15 protein-coding genes are annotated in these 15,622 nt (G+C 72.1%); 4 read left to right on the forward strand and 11 right to left on the reverse strand.

Features of this window, described 5'->3' with window-relative positions:
• Nucleotides 1-94 precede the first annotated feature (94 nt).
• On the forward strand, nucleotides 95-739 hold the full coding sequence (locus ACH4ZA_RS31330) for an HAD family acid phosphatase (protein ID WP_319281027.1): 645 nt from the start codon (nucleotides 95-97) through the stop codon (nucleotides 737-739).
• 67 nt (nucleotides 740-806) lie between these two features.
• Here ACH4ZA_RS31330 and ACH4ZA_RS31335 read toward each other — a convergent pair whose 3' ends face one another.
• Complete coding sequence (locus ACH4ZA_RS31335) at nucleotides 807-3,335, reverse strand: ATP-dependent Clp protease ATP-binding subunit (protein WP_107442612.1); 2,529 nt, start codon at nucleotides 3,333-3,335, stop codon at nucleotides 807-809.
• Between the two features lie 431 nt (nucleotides 3,336-3,766).
• Between ACH4ZA_RS31335 and ACH4ZA_RS31340 the strand changes: the two genes are divergently transcribed.
• Nucleotides 3,767-4,405, forward strand: coding sequence for an SCO3374 family protein (locus ACH4ZA_RS31340; protein WP_398432646.1), 639 nt, complete (start codon nucleotides 3,767-3,769; stop codon nucleotides 4,403-4,405).
• Here the strand turns inward: ACH4ZA_RS31340 and ACH4ZA_RS31345 are convergent.
• From ACH4ZA_RS31345 to ACH4ZA_RS31390, 10 genes are all read right to left on the reverse strand, one after another.
• Nucleotides 4,384-4,719 (reverse strand): Lsr2 family protein, encoded by a 336-nt coding sequence (locus tag ACH4ZA_RS31345; RefSeq protein ID WP_319281024.1) that lies wholly within the window; start codon nucleotides 4,717-4,719, stop codon nucleotides 4,384-4,386. The genes ACH4ZA_RS31340 and ACH4ZA_RS31345 overlap by 22 nt on opposite strands.
• A 225-nt stretch (nucleotides 4,720-4,944) precedes the next feature.
• Nucleotides 4,945-5,493, reverse strand: coding sequence for an amino-acid N-acetyltransferase (locus ACH4ZA_RS31350; RefSeq protein WP_306949956.1), 549 nt, complete (start codon nucleotides 5,491-5,493; stop codon nucleotides 4,945-4,947).
• Between the two features lie 9 nt (nucleotides 5,494-5,502).
• Complete coding sequence (locus ACH4ZA_RS31355; protein ID WP_398432670.1) at nucleotides 5,503-5,946, reverse strand: BlaI/MecI/CopY family transcriptional regulator; 444 nt, start codon at nucleotides 5,944-5,946, stop codon at nucleotides 5,503-5,505.
• Between the two features lie 171 nt (nucleotides 5,947-6,117).
• Nucleotides 6,118-6,297 (reverse strand): hypothetical protein, encoded by a 180-nt coding sequence (locus ACH4ZA_RS31360; protein WP_351671504.1) that lies wholly within the window; start codon nucleotides 6,295-6,297, stop codon nucleotides 6,118-6,120.
• A gap of 71 nt (nucleotides 6,298-6,368) precedes the next feature.
• Nucleotides 6,369-7,070: a hypothetical protein gene (locus ACH4ZA_RS31365; protein ID WP_319281064.1), complete on the reverse strand. Its 702-nt coding sequence runs from the start codon at nucleotides 7,068-7,070 to the stop codon at nucleotides 6,369-6,371.
• 253 nt (nucleotides 7,071-7,323) lie between these two features.
• Nucleotides 7,324-8,121 carry a type III pantothenate kinase gene (locus tag ACH4ZA_RS31370; RefSeq protein WP_266724744.1) on the reverse strand — a complete coding sequence of 266 codons (798 nt, stop codon included), beginning with the start codon at nucleotides 8,119-8,121 and terminating at the stop codon, nucleotides 7,324-7,326.
• A gap of 16 nt (nucleotides 8,122-8,137) precedes the next feature.
• A complete protein-coding gene (nadC, locus tag ACH4ZA_RS31375; RefSeq protein ID WP_319281016.1) occupies nucleotides 8,138-9,139 on the reverse strand; it encodes a carboxylating nicotinate-nucleotide diphosphorylase in 1,002 nt (333 codons plus the stop codon).
• A gap of 5 nt (nucleotides 9,140-9,144) precedes the next feature.
• The gene (locus ACH4ZA_RS31380; protein WP_319281014.1) at nucleotides 9,145-10,860 is read right to left on the reverse strand and encodes an L-aspartate oxidase; all 1,716 of its coding nucleotides are present in this window, start codon (nucleotides 10,858-10,860) and stop codon (nucleotides 9,145-9,147) included.
• Complete coding sequence (gene panC, locus ACH4ZA_RS31385) at nucleotides 10,857-11,849, reverse strand: pantoate--beta-alanine ligase (RefSeq protein ID WP_319281012.1); 993 nt, start codon at nucleotides 11,847-11,849, stop codon at nucleotides 10,857-10,859. The genes ACH4ZA_RS31380 and panC overlap by 4 nt, the downstream gene beginning before the upstream one ends.
• Complete coding sequence (locus tag ACH4ZA_RS31390; protein WP_319281010.1) at nucleotides 11,846-12,811, reverse strand: DUF2520 domain-containing protein; 966 nt, start codon at nucleotides 12,809-12,811, stop codon at nucleotides 11,846-11,848. Before ACH4ZA_RS31390 ends, panC begins: the two co-directional genes overlap by 4 nt.
• Before the next feature lie 324 nt (nucleotides 12,812-13,135).
• On the opposite strand from ACH4ZA_RS31390, the gene ACH4ZA_RS31395 reads away from it, so the two are divergent.
• On the forward strand, nucleotides 13,136-14,332 hold the full coding sequence (locus ACH4ZA_RS31395; protein ID WP_398432647.1) for a threonine aldolase family protein: 1,197 nt from the start codon (nucleotides 13,136-13,138) through the stop codon (nucleotides 14,330-14,332).
• A gap of 176 nt (nucleotides 14,333-14,508) precedes the next feature.
• A complete protein-coding gene (locus ACH4ZA_RS31400; RefSeq protein WP_398432648.1) occupies nucleotides 14,509-15,615 on the forward strand; it encodes a DUF5937 family protein in 1,107 nt (368 codons plus the stop codon).
• Nucleotides 15,616-15,622 lie beyond the last annotated feature (7 nt).

A 15,622-nucleotide genomic window follows, 5' to 3' on the forward strand; every position in this document is an offset into this window, starting at 1 on the left:
GTTTCCCCCGGTAACCCCTTGGTTCCCCGCAAGTCATCCCCACCGATCAGCATGCCCACGACACCGGCAGCAAGGACGCGAGAGGACCCCGCACATGACCAGAGGCATCTGGAAGCGCCGCATCGCCATGACCGCCGTCGCCACGGCCGCCGCCACGGCTCTGGCCGTCCCGGTCGGAGCCCAGGCCGCGACGGCCGTCGGCGCCTCCGCCGCCACTGCCACCGCCTCGGCCTCCGCCGCGGCGGACGTCGACTACGCGACCTGGCAGCGGGACTGCCAGACGGTGATGAACCAGGCCCTGCCGGCGCTGAAGCAGCGGATCGCCGCTGCCAAGCCCGGCGAGAAGCAGGCGATCGTCTTCGACATCGACAACACCACCCTGGAGACCGACTACGGCTTCAGCTACCCGTCGCCGGCCAACAAGCCCGTCCTCGAGGTGGCCAAGTACGCCCAGGAGCACGGCGTCTCCCTGTTCTTCGTCACCGCCCGCCCGGGCATCATCTCCGGGGTGACCGACTACAACCTCAAGACCGTCGGCTACAAGGTCTCCGGCCTGTACGTACGCGGCTTCCTCGACCTCTTCAAGGACGTCGCCGCCTACAAGACCGCCCAGCGCGTCACCATCGAGTCCAAGGGCTACACGATCATCGCGAACATCGGCAACAGCGCCACCGACCTCTCGGGCGGTCACGCCGAGACGACGTACAAGCTTCCCGACTACGACGGCCAGCTGTCGTAGGGGCGCATGCGAAAGGGGCCGGTGCTGTGCAGCACCGGCCCCTTTCGCGGGCTCGACCCCTGGCGGGTCAGGCGTCCTTGCTCAGGTTCGGTCCGGCGCCGCCGGCCGCCTGCTCGATCGGCGGGACGTCGGGCAGCGCCGACTTCTCCTCGCCGCGGAAGGTGAAGGTCTTGGTGTCACCCTCGCCCTCGGTGTCCACGACCACGATGTGACCGGGGCGCAGCTCGCCGAAGAGGATCTTCTCCGACAGCGTGTCCTCGATCTCGCGCTGGATCGTGCGACGCAGCGGCCGCGCGCCCAGCACCGGGTCGTAACCCTTCTTGGACAGCAGCTCCTTGGCGGACTGGGAGAGCTCGATGCCCATGTCCCGGTCCTTGAGGCGCTCGTCGACCTTGCCGACCATCAGGTCGACGATCTTGAGGATGTCCTCCTGCGTGAGCTGCGGGAAGACGACCACGTCGTCGACGCGGTTGAGGAACTCGGGGCGGAAGTGCTGCTTGAGCTCGTCCGACACCTTGTTCTTCATGCGCTCGTAGTTGGTCTTCGAGTCGCCGGAGGCGGCGAAGCCCAGGTTGAAGCCCTTGGAGATGTCCCGGGTGCCGAGGTTGGTCGTCATGATGATGACCGTGTTCTTGAAGTCCACGACCCGGCCCTGGGAGTCGGTCAGGCGACCGTCCTCCAGGATCTGCAGCAGCGAGTTGAAGATGTCCGGGTGGGCCTTCTCCACCTCGTCGAAGAGGACGACGGAGAACGGCTTGCGACGGACCTTCTCGGTGAGCTGACCGCCCTCTTCGTAGCCCACGTATCCGGGCGGGGAGCCGAAGAGCCGCGAGACCGTGTGCTTCTCGCTGAACTCCGACATGTCGAGGGAGATCAGCGCGTCCTCGTCACCGAAGAGGAACTCGGCGAGCGCCTTGGACAGCTCGGTCTTACCGACGCCGGACGGGCCGGCGAAGATGAACGAACCACCGGGACGCTTCGGGTCCTTCAGACCGGCACGCGTACGGCGGATCGCCTTCGACAGCGCCTTGACGGCGTCGACCTGGCCGATGACCCGCTTGTGGAGCTCGTCCTCCATGCGCAGCAGACGCGAGGACTCCTCCTCGGTCAGCTTGAAGACCGGGATGCCGGTGGCGGTCGCGAGGACCTCGGCGATCAGCTCGCCGTCGACCTCGGCCACGACGTCCATGTCGCCGGCCTTCCACTCCTTCTCCCGCTTGGCCTTGGCGGCCAGGAGCTGCTTCTCCTTGTCGCGCAGGGAGGCGGCCTTCTCGAAGTCCTGCGAGTCGATCGCGGACTCCTTGTCGCGGCGGACGCCGGCGATCTTCTCGTCGAACTCGCGGAGGTCCGGCGGAGCCGTCATCCGACGGATGCGCATCCGGGAGCCGGCCTCGTCGATCAGGTCGATCGCCTTGTCCGGAAGGAAGCGGTCCGAGATGTACCGGTCGGCCAGAGTGGCGGCCTGGACCAGCGCCTCGTCGGTGATCGAGACGCGGTGATGCGCCTCGTACCGGTCCCGCAGGCCCTTGAGGATCTCGATCGTGTGCGGCAGGGACGGCTCGGCGACCTGGATGGGCTGGAAGCGGCGCTCGAGGGCCGCGTCCTTCTCCAGGTGCTTGCGGTACTCGTCCAGCGTGGTGGCGCCGATGGTCTGCAGCTCACCGCGGGCCAGCATCGGCTTCAGGATCGAAGCGGCGTCGATGGCGCCCTCGGCGGCGCCCGCACCGACCAGCGTGTGCAGCTCGTCGATGAACAGGATGATGTCGCCGCGGGTGCGGATCTCCTTGAGGACCTTCTTCAGGCGCTCCTCGAAGTCACCGCGGTAGCGGGAGCCGGCGACCAGCGCGCCGAGGTCCAGGGTGTAGAGGTGCTTGTCCTTGAGGGTCTCGGGCACCTCGCCCTTGACGATGGCCTGGGCGAGGCCCTCGACGACGGCGGTCTTGCCGACGCCGGGCTCGCCGATGAGCACCGGGTTGTTCTTGGTGCGGCGGGACAGCACCTGCATGACCCGCTCGATCTCCTTCTCGCGCCCGATGACCGGGTCGAGCTTGGACTCACGAGCGGCCTGGGTGAGGTTCCGGCCGAACTGGTCGAGGACCAGGGACGTCGAGGGGGTGCCCTCGGCAGGACCGCCACTGGCGCCGGCGGTCTCCTTGCCCTGGTAGCCGGAGAGCAGCTGGATGACCTGCTGCCGCACCCGGTTGAGGTCGGCGCCCAGCTTGACCAGGACCTGGGCGGCGACGCCCTCGCCCTCACGGATCAGGCCGAGCAGGATGTGTTCCGTGCCGATGTAGTTGTGGCCCAGCTGAAGCGCCTCGCGGAGCGAGAGCTCCAGGACCTTCTTGGCACGGGGGGTGAAGGGGATGTGCCCGGACGGGGCCTGCTGCCCCTGCCCGATGATCTCCTCCACCTGCTGGCGGACCGCCTCGAGCGAAATCCCGAGGCTCTCAAGGGCCTTGGCGGCGACACCCTCACCCTCGTGGATCAGGCCCAGGAGGATGTGCTCGGTGCCGATGTAGTTGTGGTTGAGCATCCGGGCTTCTTCCTGAGCCAGGACGACAACCCGCCGCGCGCGGTCGGTGAACCTCTCGAACATCGTTAATCGCTCCTCAGAGCGGTCAGGCAGTGGGGGGAACTTCCCCTCCCTGTCCTTCCGCAGCTTAGTCCCGCAAGCGGGGACCGCTCATTCCAACTGCCGACACCGTCGATGGCCTCCTGACCCCGAACGCCGACATCTGCTCCAACCCGATGGTGCGAGACGATGTTCCCGCAGGCCAGGCAGTTACCCCAGTCGCCAGTACGCCGATGGCGAACGTGAGACGTGCCTTGCCCGCGTGTCGCCCCCTCCCACTAGGGATGTCTTACCCGCCGGGACTGACACTCCATGCCGTGGGCGCCGGTTCCCTCCGCTACGGGCGAACAACCTTGCGCCGCGCGACACCCCACCCCGCCCCGATCGACGGAACGGTACGCAGTCGCGAGGGCACCCAGCGTAACTCGGGGGCCTTTCGGACGGTTGCACTCGGCATGGTCGGCCCCATTCCCTCGTCGAACCGCCCTGCGGCCCGCTCGGCCTCCTTCCCGCATCCCATCGTTCCCCTCCCTCGGCGCCCGGGCGATCCGGCCGACCGGATCCGCGGCTGGTACGAGAACGAACTGGGCTGGCGGACCGTGCCCGGGGAACCGCTCCGGCTCGCGACCGGCGAGCGCTTCGACGTCCTGGACGTCCCGGCGGAGGCGGGTCGCGCCGGGCTCCGGCGGCTGACGCCGGCCTCGCCGGTGGCCGTACGGGGCGACCGGATGCTGCTCCTGATGGCGGCCGGCTGCGCGGAGGAGGTGCCGGGGATCCTGGAGTGGCTGGAGTGGGGGGCGCTGCCCCTGGGCCTGACGGCGCTCGGGGCGGGCGGCCTCATCGAGGCCCCGTGGCCCGCGGGCCGGGCCCCCGACAGCGCCACCGGGCCGGACCGCGGGCCGGTGCAGGGGGCCGCCGTGTGGTTGCGGCCCCCCGTTGCAGGGTGCGAGGTCGAGGCCTCGCTGCCGACGATGTCGGCGCTGGGGGGAGTGGGGAACGCCCCCGATCTCGTACGGCTGGTGGACACGCTGGCGACGCATTGCCACCGTGTCCGGCTGCTGGGCGCGTGCGCTCAGCCGTTGGCCTTCTCGTAGGCCTCGCGAATGGTCGCGGGAACACGGCCGCGGTCATTGACCTCGAAACCGTTCTCCTTGGCCCACGCGCGGATCTGGGCGGTGTCCTGGCTTCCGCCGGAAGCGGCGCGCGTCTTCGCCCGACCGCCCGCAGCACGACCGCCCGTGCGCCGGCCGCCCTTCACGTAGGGCTCGAGAAGTCCACGCAGCTTGTCCGCATTGGTGGTCGTGAGATCGATCTCGTAGGTCTTGCCGTCCAACGCGAACGTCACGGTCTCGTCCGCCTCGCCGCCGTCGAGGTCGTCGACAAGAAGGACCTGAACCTTCTGTGCCACCGGATTTCCTTTCATCGAAAACGTGAGGGTCGGGGGTCCGCGGCGTCCGCCGTTTAGCCGCGCCCTGTTATATGCAGTACTGCAGTACGTCGGAAAGCAAACCGCTTTTGCTGAGAAAACACAAACCCTCGGCCAAGGCTGACGACCCGCCCGCCGACCGGAAACGTGCGCGTTTCGGACATAGGGAACCGGGTCAAGGCGGGTCGGCGTGAATGGGGGCGACGATCACAGATGCAGAAGCATCCGGCTGTTGCCCAAGGTGTTCGGTTTCACTCGTTCGAGTCCGAGGAACTCCGCGACACCCTCGTCATAGGAACGCAGGAGCTCCGCGTAGACATCGGTGTCGACCGGCGTCTCACCGATCTCCACGAACCCGTGCTTCGCGAAGAAGTCCACTTCGAAGGTGAGGCAGAAAACCCGGCGAACACCGAGCCAGCGTGCGGTGTGGAGCAACTTCTCCAACAACCGGTGCCCGACGCCGGCGCCCTTCAGCCCCGGCTTCACCGCGAGAGTCCGCACTTCCGCCAGGTCTTCCCACATGACGTGGAGGGCGCCGCAGCCGACCACCTCGGCGTTGTCGTCGCGTTCGGCGACCCAGAACTCCTGGATGTCCTCGTAAAGCGTGACCGTCGCTTTGTCGAGCAGGATCCCGCCGCGGACGTAGGCGTCGAGGAGACGGCGCACGACGGGGACATCGCCGGTCCGGGCCCGCCGGACGGTGATGGCTTTAGCGGTGACTTCGGGGTTCTCGGCCGAAGGACTCTCTGCTGACATGTACGGACGCTATCGCCCGTCGCGCTCCCTCGCCGAGGCGGGGTTCTCCACGGCGCCGCCGTTACCGGCCCCGGTCTGCACACTCGGCGCGGTCTGCGCACTCGACGTTGTTGCGGGTTCTGCGGTTTCCGGGCCTTGGACCATGCGCACTGCGTCGCGCAGCGCGTGGCGCTGTTCGTCGCTCATCATCCCGAAGAAGGCGACGAGAGCGGCGGCGGGGTTGTCGCTCTGCGCCCAGGCGTCGTTCATCAGGGCGGCGGCGTAGGCGGCCCGGGTGGAGACCGCCTCATATCGATAGGCCCGGCCTTCCGCTTCACGGCGCACCCAGCCCTTCTGATGGAGATTGTCCAAAACGGTCATCACGGTGGTGTACGCGATGGACCGTTCCTGCTGAAGGTCTTCCAGGACTTCTCGAACGGTGACGGGGCGGTTCCACTTCCACACCCGCGTCATGACCGCGTCTTCGAGTTCTCCCAATGGGCGAGGCACAGCTCAGAACAATAGTGGGAGATCACGCCGATCGCGTGCCGGACGTGCGCATTCACTGTCGAACAGCAACAAAAAGGGCGCGCGGCTCCGAAAGGAGCCGCGCGCCTCGGGGGCGGCGGAGCGCCGGAGGGGCGGTCAGGCCTCCGGACTCGCGGAGGCCTGACGGGTCCCCTCCGCGCGCGCGAGGGCGGCGTCGACGGCCGCGTCCTCCTTGGCCTTGTTGGCGCCGCCCTGGGTTTTCACGATCACCCTGATCAGACCGATGAAGAACACCGCCATGACGACGGGGGGCAGCAGCGCGGAGACGTAGTCCATGGAACCAGGGTAGCCAGGGAGGAACGGGACATCGGGGCGGGGTGGGCGGGGCGGGGCGGGACGTGCGGGGATCAGCCGGCGGCGAGTCGCCGCTGCTCCGGGTCGGCGGGCGGCGGGGTCGGTCTGCGGCGGGGGAAGACCTCGCCCGGCGTAGGGACGGGTCGGCGGGCGGGCTCCGGGGCGGCGGGCTCGGCGGGAACGGGGCCGGGGCCCGGCGCGGTCGGCTTCCCGGCGGGCTTCTTCCGCGGTTCCTCCTGCGGTCGGCCGCCGGGGTCCGCGCCGGCCGCGGAGCCCGCGGTGACGCGGACGGGCGCCTCCTCCGACAGGCCTCCGGGGAGGGCCAGAAGGCGCGTACGGGACGCCGGGACGGTCGCGGCGGCCGCCGGGGCCCTGCGGGCCGCACGACGGGCCAGCCGGGCGCGTACGTCCTGTTCGGCGAGCTTCTGGCAGCGTTCCAGGAGGGCCGCGCCCACCGGGTTGCCGCGCAGGGCGCGCAGAGCGGCGAGATCGTCGGAATCGGGCCGGTAGCCGGTGGCCAGCACCTCCTCGAGGAGTGCGAGGTAGCCGGCGGCTGTGCCGGGAAGGGCTGCGCGGTACCGGCCGAGGTCGGCCACGAGGAAAGCCCGGAGCCGGGCGGCCTCGTGCATCGCCTCGTCGAGGGACTCGGCTAGGCGGTGGCAGTCCTGGATGTCCTCGGCGGAGACGGGGCCGGGGTGAAGGGCGAGGGCGAGGGCGCGGCGGAGCACGCGCAGCTCCTCCGCGCCGAACGCCAGGCCGCCGCGGGATCCGTAGGGCGTGGGCATGCGGCGACGATACGCGCTAATCAGACAAATTCGGCATAAAGGACGGATGTGGCGCGCCCGAATCCGCTCTCCCGGCCCTGCGGCCGGTTCCCACGGCCGGTTCCCACGGCCGGCCTGTGCGGCCGGGGCGTACCGGACCGGGCCCGGGAGTCACGCGGCAGGGGCCGCCTCCCGCCTCCCGCCTCCCGCCTCCCGGAACCGGGAGCCGGGAGGCGGCCGGCGCTCACATGCGCGACACGTTCCGCTCGTACACCAGGCGCAGCCCGATCAGCGTCAGCCACGGTTCGTGCTCGTCGATCACCGAGGACTCGCCCAGCACCGTCGGCGCCAGGCCGCCGGTCGCGATCACCGTCACGTCGTCCGGGTCCTCCGCGAGTTCCCGGGCCATCCGGGTCACCACGCCGTCGACCTGGCCGGCGAAGCCGTAGACGATCCCGGACTGCATGGCCTCGACCGTGTTCTTGCCGATGACGCTCCGTGGCCGGGCCAGCTCGATCTTGCGCAGCTGGGCGGCCTTGACGCCCAGTGCGTCCACGGAGATCTCGATGCCGGGCGCGATGACCCCGCCGACGTACTCCCCGCGCGCGCTGACCGCGTCGAACGTCGTCGCGGTGCCGAAGTCGACGACGATCGCGGGACCGCCGTACAGCTCGTTCGCCGCGACCGCGTTGATGATGCGGTCGGCGCCGACCTCCTTGGGGTTGTCGAACAGGATCGGCACGCCCGTCTTCACGCCGGGTTCGACGAGAACGGCGGGCACGTCGCCGTAGTAGCGCCGGGTCACCTCGCGCAGCTCGTGCAGCACGGAGGGCACCGTGGCGCAGATCGCGATGCCGTCGATGCCGTCGCCCAGCTCGTCCCCGAGCAGGGGGTGCATGCCCATCAGGCCCTGCAGGAGCACGGCCAGTTCGTCCGCGGTGCGGCGGGAGTCGGTGGAGATCCGCCAGTGCTCGACGATGTCCTCACCGTCGAAGAGGCCGAGCACGGTGTGCGTGTTGCCCACGTCGATCGTCAGCAGCATGGCCGGTCCCCGTTCCCTACTCCGCCGCCCGCAGATCCAGACCGATGTCCAGGATCGGCGAGGAGTGCGTCAGGGCGCCCACGGCGAGGAAGTCGACGCCGGTGTCGGCGTAGGCCTTGGCGTTGTCCAGGGTGAGCCGGCCCGAGGCCTCCAGCAGAGCGCGTCCGTCCACGAGGGCGACGGCCTCGGCGCACTCGCCGGGCGTGAAGTTGTCCAGCAGGATGAGGTCGGCGCCCGCGTCGAGAACCTCGCGCAGCTGGTGCAGGGTGTCGACCTCGACCTCGATCGGCACGTCCGGGAAGGTCGCCCGGACCGCCTCGAAGGCCTCGGCGACACCGCCCGCGGCGACCACGTGGTTGTCCTTCACCAGTGCGGCGTCGGACAGCGACATGCGGTGGTTGACGCCCCCGCCGCAGCGGACGGCGAACTTCTCCAGCGAGCGCAGGCCCGGCGTCGTCTTGCGGGTGTCGCGCACGCGTGCCCGGGTGCCCTCCAGGGCGTCCGCCCACGCGCGGGTGGCGGTGGCGACGCCGGACAGACGGCACAGCAGGTTCAGCGCGCTGCGCTCGGCGGTGAGGAGGTCACGCGTGCGCGTGGTGACCGACAGCAGCTTCTGCCCGGCCTCCACCCGGTCGCCGTCCTCCACGTGCCGCTCGACCTCGAACTCGTCCGTGCAGACGACGGAGACGACTGCTTCGGCGATCCGCAGTCCCGCGACCACGCCGGCCTCGCGCGCGGTGAAGTCGGCGGTGGCGACCGCCTCCTCGGGGATGGTCGCGACCGTCGTCACGTCGACGCCGTGCGCCAGGTCCTCCTGGATGGCGACGTTGGCGACGTCCTCCACCTCGACGGGGTCGAGCCCGGCGTCGGCCAGCAGCTGGGCGAGCGCGGGGTCGAGCCCGCACTCCTCGTATTCGGCGTATCCCTCGTCGGTGAATCCGGCGTCCGCGTCGGCGCCGCAGGCACAGCCGTCGCCGCAGCCGCCGCTCGGGGCGAGGGGAAGGTCGGGGGTGCTCACGTCTGTCACTGCTCCTGGTGGTGCTGCCGGGTAGGGGGGAAGTCTGCGGTATCGGTGGTGTGTACGGCGAGGGTGCGGTCCGGATTCAGCCTTACGACGATGTGGCGGCGCCATGCGGCGTCGTCGCGGTCGGCGTGGTCCTCGCGCCAGTGGCAGCCGCGGGTCTCCTCGCGCAGGAGCGCGGCGGCGACCAGGACGCGCGCGACGCACAGGAGGTTGGTGGCCTCCCAGGTGTCGACGCCTGGTTCGGCCGTCTTGCCGTTCTCGTCGAGGGCGTCGCGGGCCTCGGTGTGCAGCCGCTGCAACTGGTCGGCGGCCCTCTCCAGCGACGCGGCGGAGCGCAGCACGCCCGCGCCGTCGGTCATGATCCGCTGGATCGCGAACCGGGCCTCGGGGGCGAGCAGCGGGTGCGCCGGCCGCTCGGGGCGCTCCACGGGCACGGGCACCCGCGCGTGGAGCGCGTCGTCCCTCCGGCTCGCGGTGATGTCGGCCACGATGCGCTCGGCGTAGACGAGGCCTTCGAGGAGCGAGTTGGACGCCAGCCGGTTCGCGCCGTGCACGCCGGTGCAGGCGACCTCGCCGCACGCGTACAGGCCCGGCACGGTCGTACGGCCGTGGGAGTCGGTGCGCACGCCTCCGGAGGCGTAGTGGGCCGCCGGGGCGACCGGCACGGGCTCGGTGACCGGGTCGATGCCGTGGGCGCGGCAGGCGGCCAGGATCGTCGGGAAGCGGTGCTCCCACATCTCGGCGCCGAAGTGGCGGGCGTCGAGGAACATGTGCTCGGCGTCCTGCTCCTGCATACGGCGCATGATGCCCTTGGCGACGATGTCCCGCGGCGCGAGCTCGGCGAGCTCGTGCTGTCCGACCATGAAGCGCACGCCGTCCGCGTCGACCAGGTGGGCGCCCTCGCCGCGCACGGCCTCCGAGACGAGGGGCTGCTGGCCCTCGGCGTCCGCGCCCAGGAACAGCACCGTCGGGTGGAACTGGACGAACTCCAGGTCGGAGACCTCCGCGCCCGCGCGCAGGGCGAGCGCCACGCCGTCGCCGGTGGACACCGACGGGTTGGTGGTCGCGGAGAACACCTGACCCATGCCGCCGGTCGCGAGGACGACGGCCGGGGCGTGCACGGCCCCCACTCCGTCGTGCTGGCCCTCGCCCATGACGTGCAGGGTGACGCCGGCGGTGCGGCCTTCGGCGTCCGTGAGGAGGTCCAGGACGAGTGCGTTCTCGACCGTGCGCAGCCCACGCGCGCGTACCGCCTCGACGAGCGCGCGGGAGATCTCCGCGCCGGTCGCGTCGCCGCCCGCGTGCGCGATACGGCGGCGGTGGTGGCCGCCCTCGCGGGTCAGTTCCAGGCCGCCTTCCTCGGACTCGTCGAAGTGCGCGCCGGTCTCGATCAGCCGGCGCACGGCGTCGGGGCCCTCGGTGACGAGGATCCGCACGGCCTCCTCGTCGCACAGGCCCGCGCCCGCCACCAGTGTGTCGTCCAGGTGCTGTTCGGGCGTGTCGCCGTCGCCCAGAGCCGCGGCTATGCCGCCCTGCGCCCAGCGGGTGGAGCCGTCGTCGAGGCGCGCCTTGGTGACGACGACCGTCCTCAGCCCGGCGGCCTCGCACCGCAGGGCCGCGGTCAGTCCGGCGACGCCGGAGCCGACGACCACCACGTCCGCGGAGATGTTCCACCCGGGCGCGGGTGCGTGCAGTCGTATGCCTGTGCTGGTCACGAGGCGGCTCCGAAGGTGAGGGGGAGGTTGTCGATCAGCCGGGTCGTACCGACCCGGGCGGCGACGGCGAGAACGGCCTCGCCGGTGAAGTCGTCCTCGATCTCGGTGAAGTCGGACGGGTCGACGAGCGCGAGGTAGTCCAGCCGCAGCGGGGGGTCGAGCCGCTGGGCCTCGTCCAGGACCTGGCGGGCGGCCGCGCGGACCGCGGCGGGGTTGCCGGGGGCGGCCTTGGCGACGGCGTGCGCGTCGGCGGCCGCGCGGGACTCGCCGATGGCGCTGAGCGCTTCGGCACGCGCGTGCGTGGCGGGCACCTCCCGCGCGCGGGCGCGCAGTGCCTCCTGCGCCGCGTGCCGGTCGCGGCCGGCGAAGAGGGCCTGGGAGAGCGCGAGCGCGGTGCGCCGCTCCCGGACGGACAGATAGCGGTTTCGGCTCGACAGCGCCAGCCCGTCCTCCTCGCGCACGGTCGGCACGGCGACGATCTGCACGCCGAAGTTCAGGTCCCGCGTCATCCGGCGGATCAGGGCGAGCTGCTGGGCGTCCTTCTGCCCGAAGAGCGCGACGTCGGGCCGGGTGAGGTGCAGCAGCTTGGCGACGACGGTGAGCATGCCGTCGAAGTGCCCGGGCCGGGAGCCGCCCTCCAGGCGCTCGCCCATGGGTCCCGCCGAGACGCGGACCTGGGGCTCGCCGCCCGGGTAGACCTCGTCCACGGACGGGGCGAACACGACGTCCGCGCCGGCCCGGCCGGCGATCTCCAGGTCGGCGTCCAGGGTGCGCGGGTAGCGGTCGAGGTCCTCCCCCGCGCCGAACTGCAGCGGGTTGACGAAGACCGTGACGACGACCTCGCCGCCGGGCCCGGCGAGCTCGCGGGCGGTGCGCACCAGGGTGGCGTGCCCCTCGTGCAGGGCTCCCATCGTCATCACGACGGCCCGGCGGCCGTCACGCGTGCGTGCGTGCAGCTCGTCGGCGGTGCGCAGCAGGGCGGCGGTCATCCGGCATCTCCTTCGGCGCCGTGCGGGCCGGGACTGCCGGGGCCGGACGGGGCGCCGTCAGGGTTGCCGGCGAGCACCCCGAGGAGGTCCTCGGCGAGTTCGGGCTTGAGGAGCCCGTGGGCGAGCGCGCGGTCGGCGGTCGCGCGGGCCATCGCCAGATAGCCGGCGACGGTCTGCGGGGCGTGCTCGCGCAGTTCCGCGACGTGCGCGGCGACCGTGCCCGCGTCCCCGCGTGCGACGGGGCCGGTGAGCGCGGCGTCGCCCGAGCGCAGCGCGTTGTCGAGGGCGGCGCCGAGCAGCGGGCCGAGCATCCGGTCGGGGGCCTCCACGCCGGCCGCGCGCAGCAGTTCCATGGACTGGGCGACCAGGGTGACCAGGTGGTTGGCGCCCAGGGCGAGGGCCGCGTGATAGAGCGGGCGGCTGTCCTCGGCGATCCACTCCGGCTCGCCGCCCATCTCGATCACGAGGGCTTCCGCCGCCGTCCGCAGTCCGTCGGGCGCGGTGACGCCGAAGGAGCAGCCGGCCAGGCGCTGGACGTCCACCGGGGTGCCCGTGAAGGTCATCGCGGGGTGCAGGGCGAGCGGCAGGGCGCCCGCGCGCAGGGCGGGGTCGAGGACTTTCGCGCCGTACCGCCCGCTGGTGTGCACGAGGAGCTGGCCGGGGCGTACCGCGCCGGTCTCGGCGAGGCCCTCCACCAGGCCGGGCAGCGCGTCGTCGGGGACCGTCAGCAGCACCAGGTCGGAGCGTCGCAGGACCTCGGCGGGCGGCACCAGCGGCACGTCGGGCAGCAGCAGCCCGGCTCGTCGCCTGGAGGCGTCGGAGACGCCGGAGACGGCGACCGGACGATGCCCTGCGAGCTGAAGGGACGCGGCCAGGGCAGGACCCACCCGGCCCGCGCCGACGACGCCGACGGCCAGCCGCGCGGGGCGGTCCCTCGGGTCTGGTTGTTGGGCTGTACTCACGCGACGCGGCCTTCCGTTCCAGTCCGCTCGGGGTACCGGACGATTTCTCGTCATGTTAACGCGATCCGTTCGGGGGGTGTCCGTTCGTCCACAGGCTGTGGGCTTTCCCACGCGTCTGCGATCTCGGCCGGGGCGGGAGGGGGAGCCGGGGCGCGAGTGGTGTGGGGCGGCGTGTCCGGCGGTGTGTCAGGCGCCCGTGCGGGGGCGGCGTGCAGGTCGGGGGTCCGCGTCCCGGGCGGCGGCCCGGACACGGGGGCGGGGTCGGGGCCCGGAGGCGGGATATGCGCGTGCCTGCGCGCGCGGCGGCACGGCATCATCCGGGGCATGGCATACACGACGGACCAGGGAGACGAGAAGACGGCGCGGCAGCGCCTCCGGGAGCGGCGGGCGGTCGCCCATCTGGAGACGGAACGCGTCCTGTCGCGCGCGGGATTCCGCGGCACGCTGCGCGAACGGCTCGCGCACCTCCACGAGCACGCACCGGACGTCCACGACCTGGACGAACCCGGCGACATGTACGGCAACGGGGTCGTGGGAGCCCTGGAGGAGCGGGTCGCCGGGCTGCTCGGGACGGAGGCCGCCGCGTTCTTCCCGACCGGCACGATGGCCCAGCAGATCGCGCTGCGCTGCTGGGCGGGCCGCACCGGCGACCCGACGGTCGCCCTGCACGCGCTGAGTCACCCCGAGAGGTGGGAGCGGGGCGCGTTCACAGCCGTCAGCGGGCTGCGCACCGTCCGGGTGACGGGGGAGCCCCGCATGCCCACGGCCGAGGAGGTGCGCGGCCTCGAGGAGCCCTTCGGCGCGCTGATGCTGGAGCTGCCCCTGAGGGAGGCCGGCTTCGTGCTGCCCACCTGGGAGGAGCTGACCGCGACCGTGGCGGCGGCGCGCGAGCGCGACGCCGTGGTCCACTTCGACGGCGCGCGGCTGTGGGAGACGACCCGTCGTTTCGGACGTCCCCTGCACGAGATCGCCGACCTGGCGGACAGCGTCTACGTGTCGTTCTACAAGTCCCTCGACGGCTTCGGCGGCGCCGCGCTCGCCGGCCCGCGGTCGCTGGTGGAGGAGGCGAAGACCTGGCGGCACCGGTACGGCGGCATGATCTTCCAGCAGTTCCCCACCGCGCTGTCGGCGCTCATCGGCCTGGAGCGCGAGCTTCCCCGGCTCCCCGACTACGTGGACCACGCGCGCGTGGTGGCCGAGGCGCTGCGCGAGGGCCTCGCCGCGACGGACGTGCCGTGGGCGCGTGTGTACCCGGAGCCGCCGCACACCCACGAGTTCCAGGTCTGGCTGCCGTACGAGGCCGACGTCCTCGCCGAAGCGGCGGTGCTGCAGGCCGAGGAGACGGGGACGATGCTCTTCGCCGGCGCCTGGGAGCGGGGCGGGCCGGGCCTGTCCGTCACCGAGGTCGGCGTCCGCTCCGAGGGCCTGACGTGGACGGCGGACGACGTGCGGGCGGCGGTCGCGGACTTCACCACGCGAATCCCCCGCGCGGCCGGGACCGCCGAGGGGGCCGGCGGGTAGGCGGGCGGAAGCGCCAGCGGCGGGCGCGGCCGGGCGGCGGGACTCTTCCCGTCGCCCGGGCGTCCCGGACCGGCCCGGGACGCCGGCCGGGGCGGGTTGCCGGCCGGGGCGGGTTGCCGGCCGGGGCGGGTTGCCGGCCGGGGCGGGTTGCCGGTGCCGGAGTGCACCATGAGGGCATGAGCCTGAGCATCGACGTCGCAGGGCTGCGGCCGGAGAGGGTCTCCGTCGCGCCCTCGCCCCTGGCCGAGCTCGGCATGGCGCTGCACGCGCTGGCCGAGCCCGGGCACCATCCCGGCCTACGGGGCTGGGTCACCGCGGTCACCGCCGGGCTCGACCCGCATCTGGCCGACCGGATGTGCGAGGCCGACTTCCTGTGGCGGACGACGTTCTCGGACCTCTTCCTGCCCTGTGCGGGCATCCCGGGCAGAACCGCCCTGCCCGGCACGACCCTGACCGACGAACTCGACCTCCTGGACAAGCTGACGGACGAACAGTTCGTGGACTGCGCGCTGGAATTCATCTGCGCGCCCGGCTACGACCTGCCGAGCGCCGACGTGCTGTGCGACACCGAGCTGCGCCGACGCGCCTTCGACCTGGCCGCCGCCCGCGGCCCGCGGCAGGTGCGGTTCACACGGCGGCTGCTGGACGACCCGCCACGCGTGCGTGCGTGGCTGCGCCAGTTCCTGCGGGACTGCGACGAGGCGTTCTTCTCCGACGTCTGGGCGCGGGTGCGGCAGCCCCTCGCCGCCGACGCCCGCCTGAAGACGGACCTCCTGCGTCACAAGGGGCTGGCGGAGACGCTCACCGCCGTGTCCTCGGCCGTGACGCTCGATGAGGAGGGCGCGCGGATCACCGTCGACAAGCTGGTCGTGGGCCACACCACGACGGGGGACGGCGGCCTGCTGCTGGTGCCGACGAGTCTCGGCTGGCCGCACCTGATGGTGCTGCACCGGTACGGTTGGCAGCCGGTGCTGCACTACCCGGTCGGCTCGCCGGAGCCGGCGGCACCGCCGTCGGTGGAGCAGCTGGCGCTCCGGATGACCGCGCTGTCCCATCCCGCCCGGATGCGCATCTGCCGGATGCTGGCCCGCAGCGCGTACACCACGACGGAACTGGCCCAGGTCCACGGCGTGTCGGCGCCCGAGATATCCCGGCACCTCACGCTGCTGAAGAAGGCGGGCCTGGTCACCACACGCCGCCGCGGGCGGTACCTGCTGCACCAGCTCGACGTCACGGTGGTGGCCCGGCTGGGCAGCGACTTCCTGGAGGGGATACTCCGCTAGCGGGCTG

The organism is Streptomyces sp. NPDC020597, assembly GCF_044335095.1.
Taxonomy (GTDB): domain Bacteria; phylum Actinomycetota; class Actinomycetes; order Streptomycetales; family Streptomycetaceae; genus Streptomyces.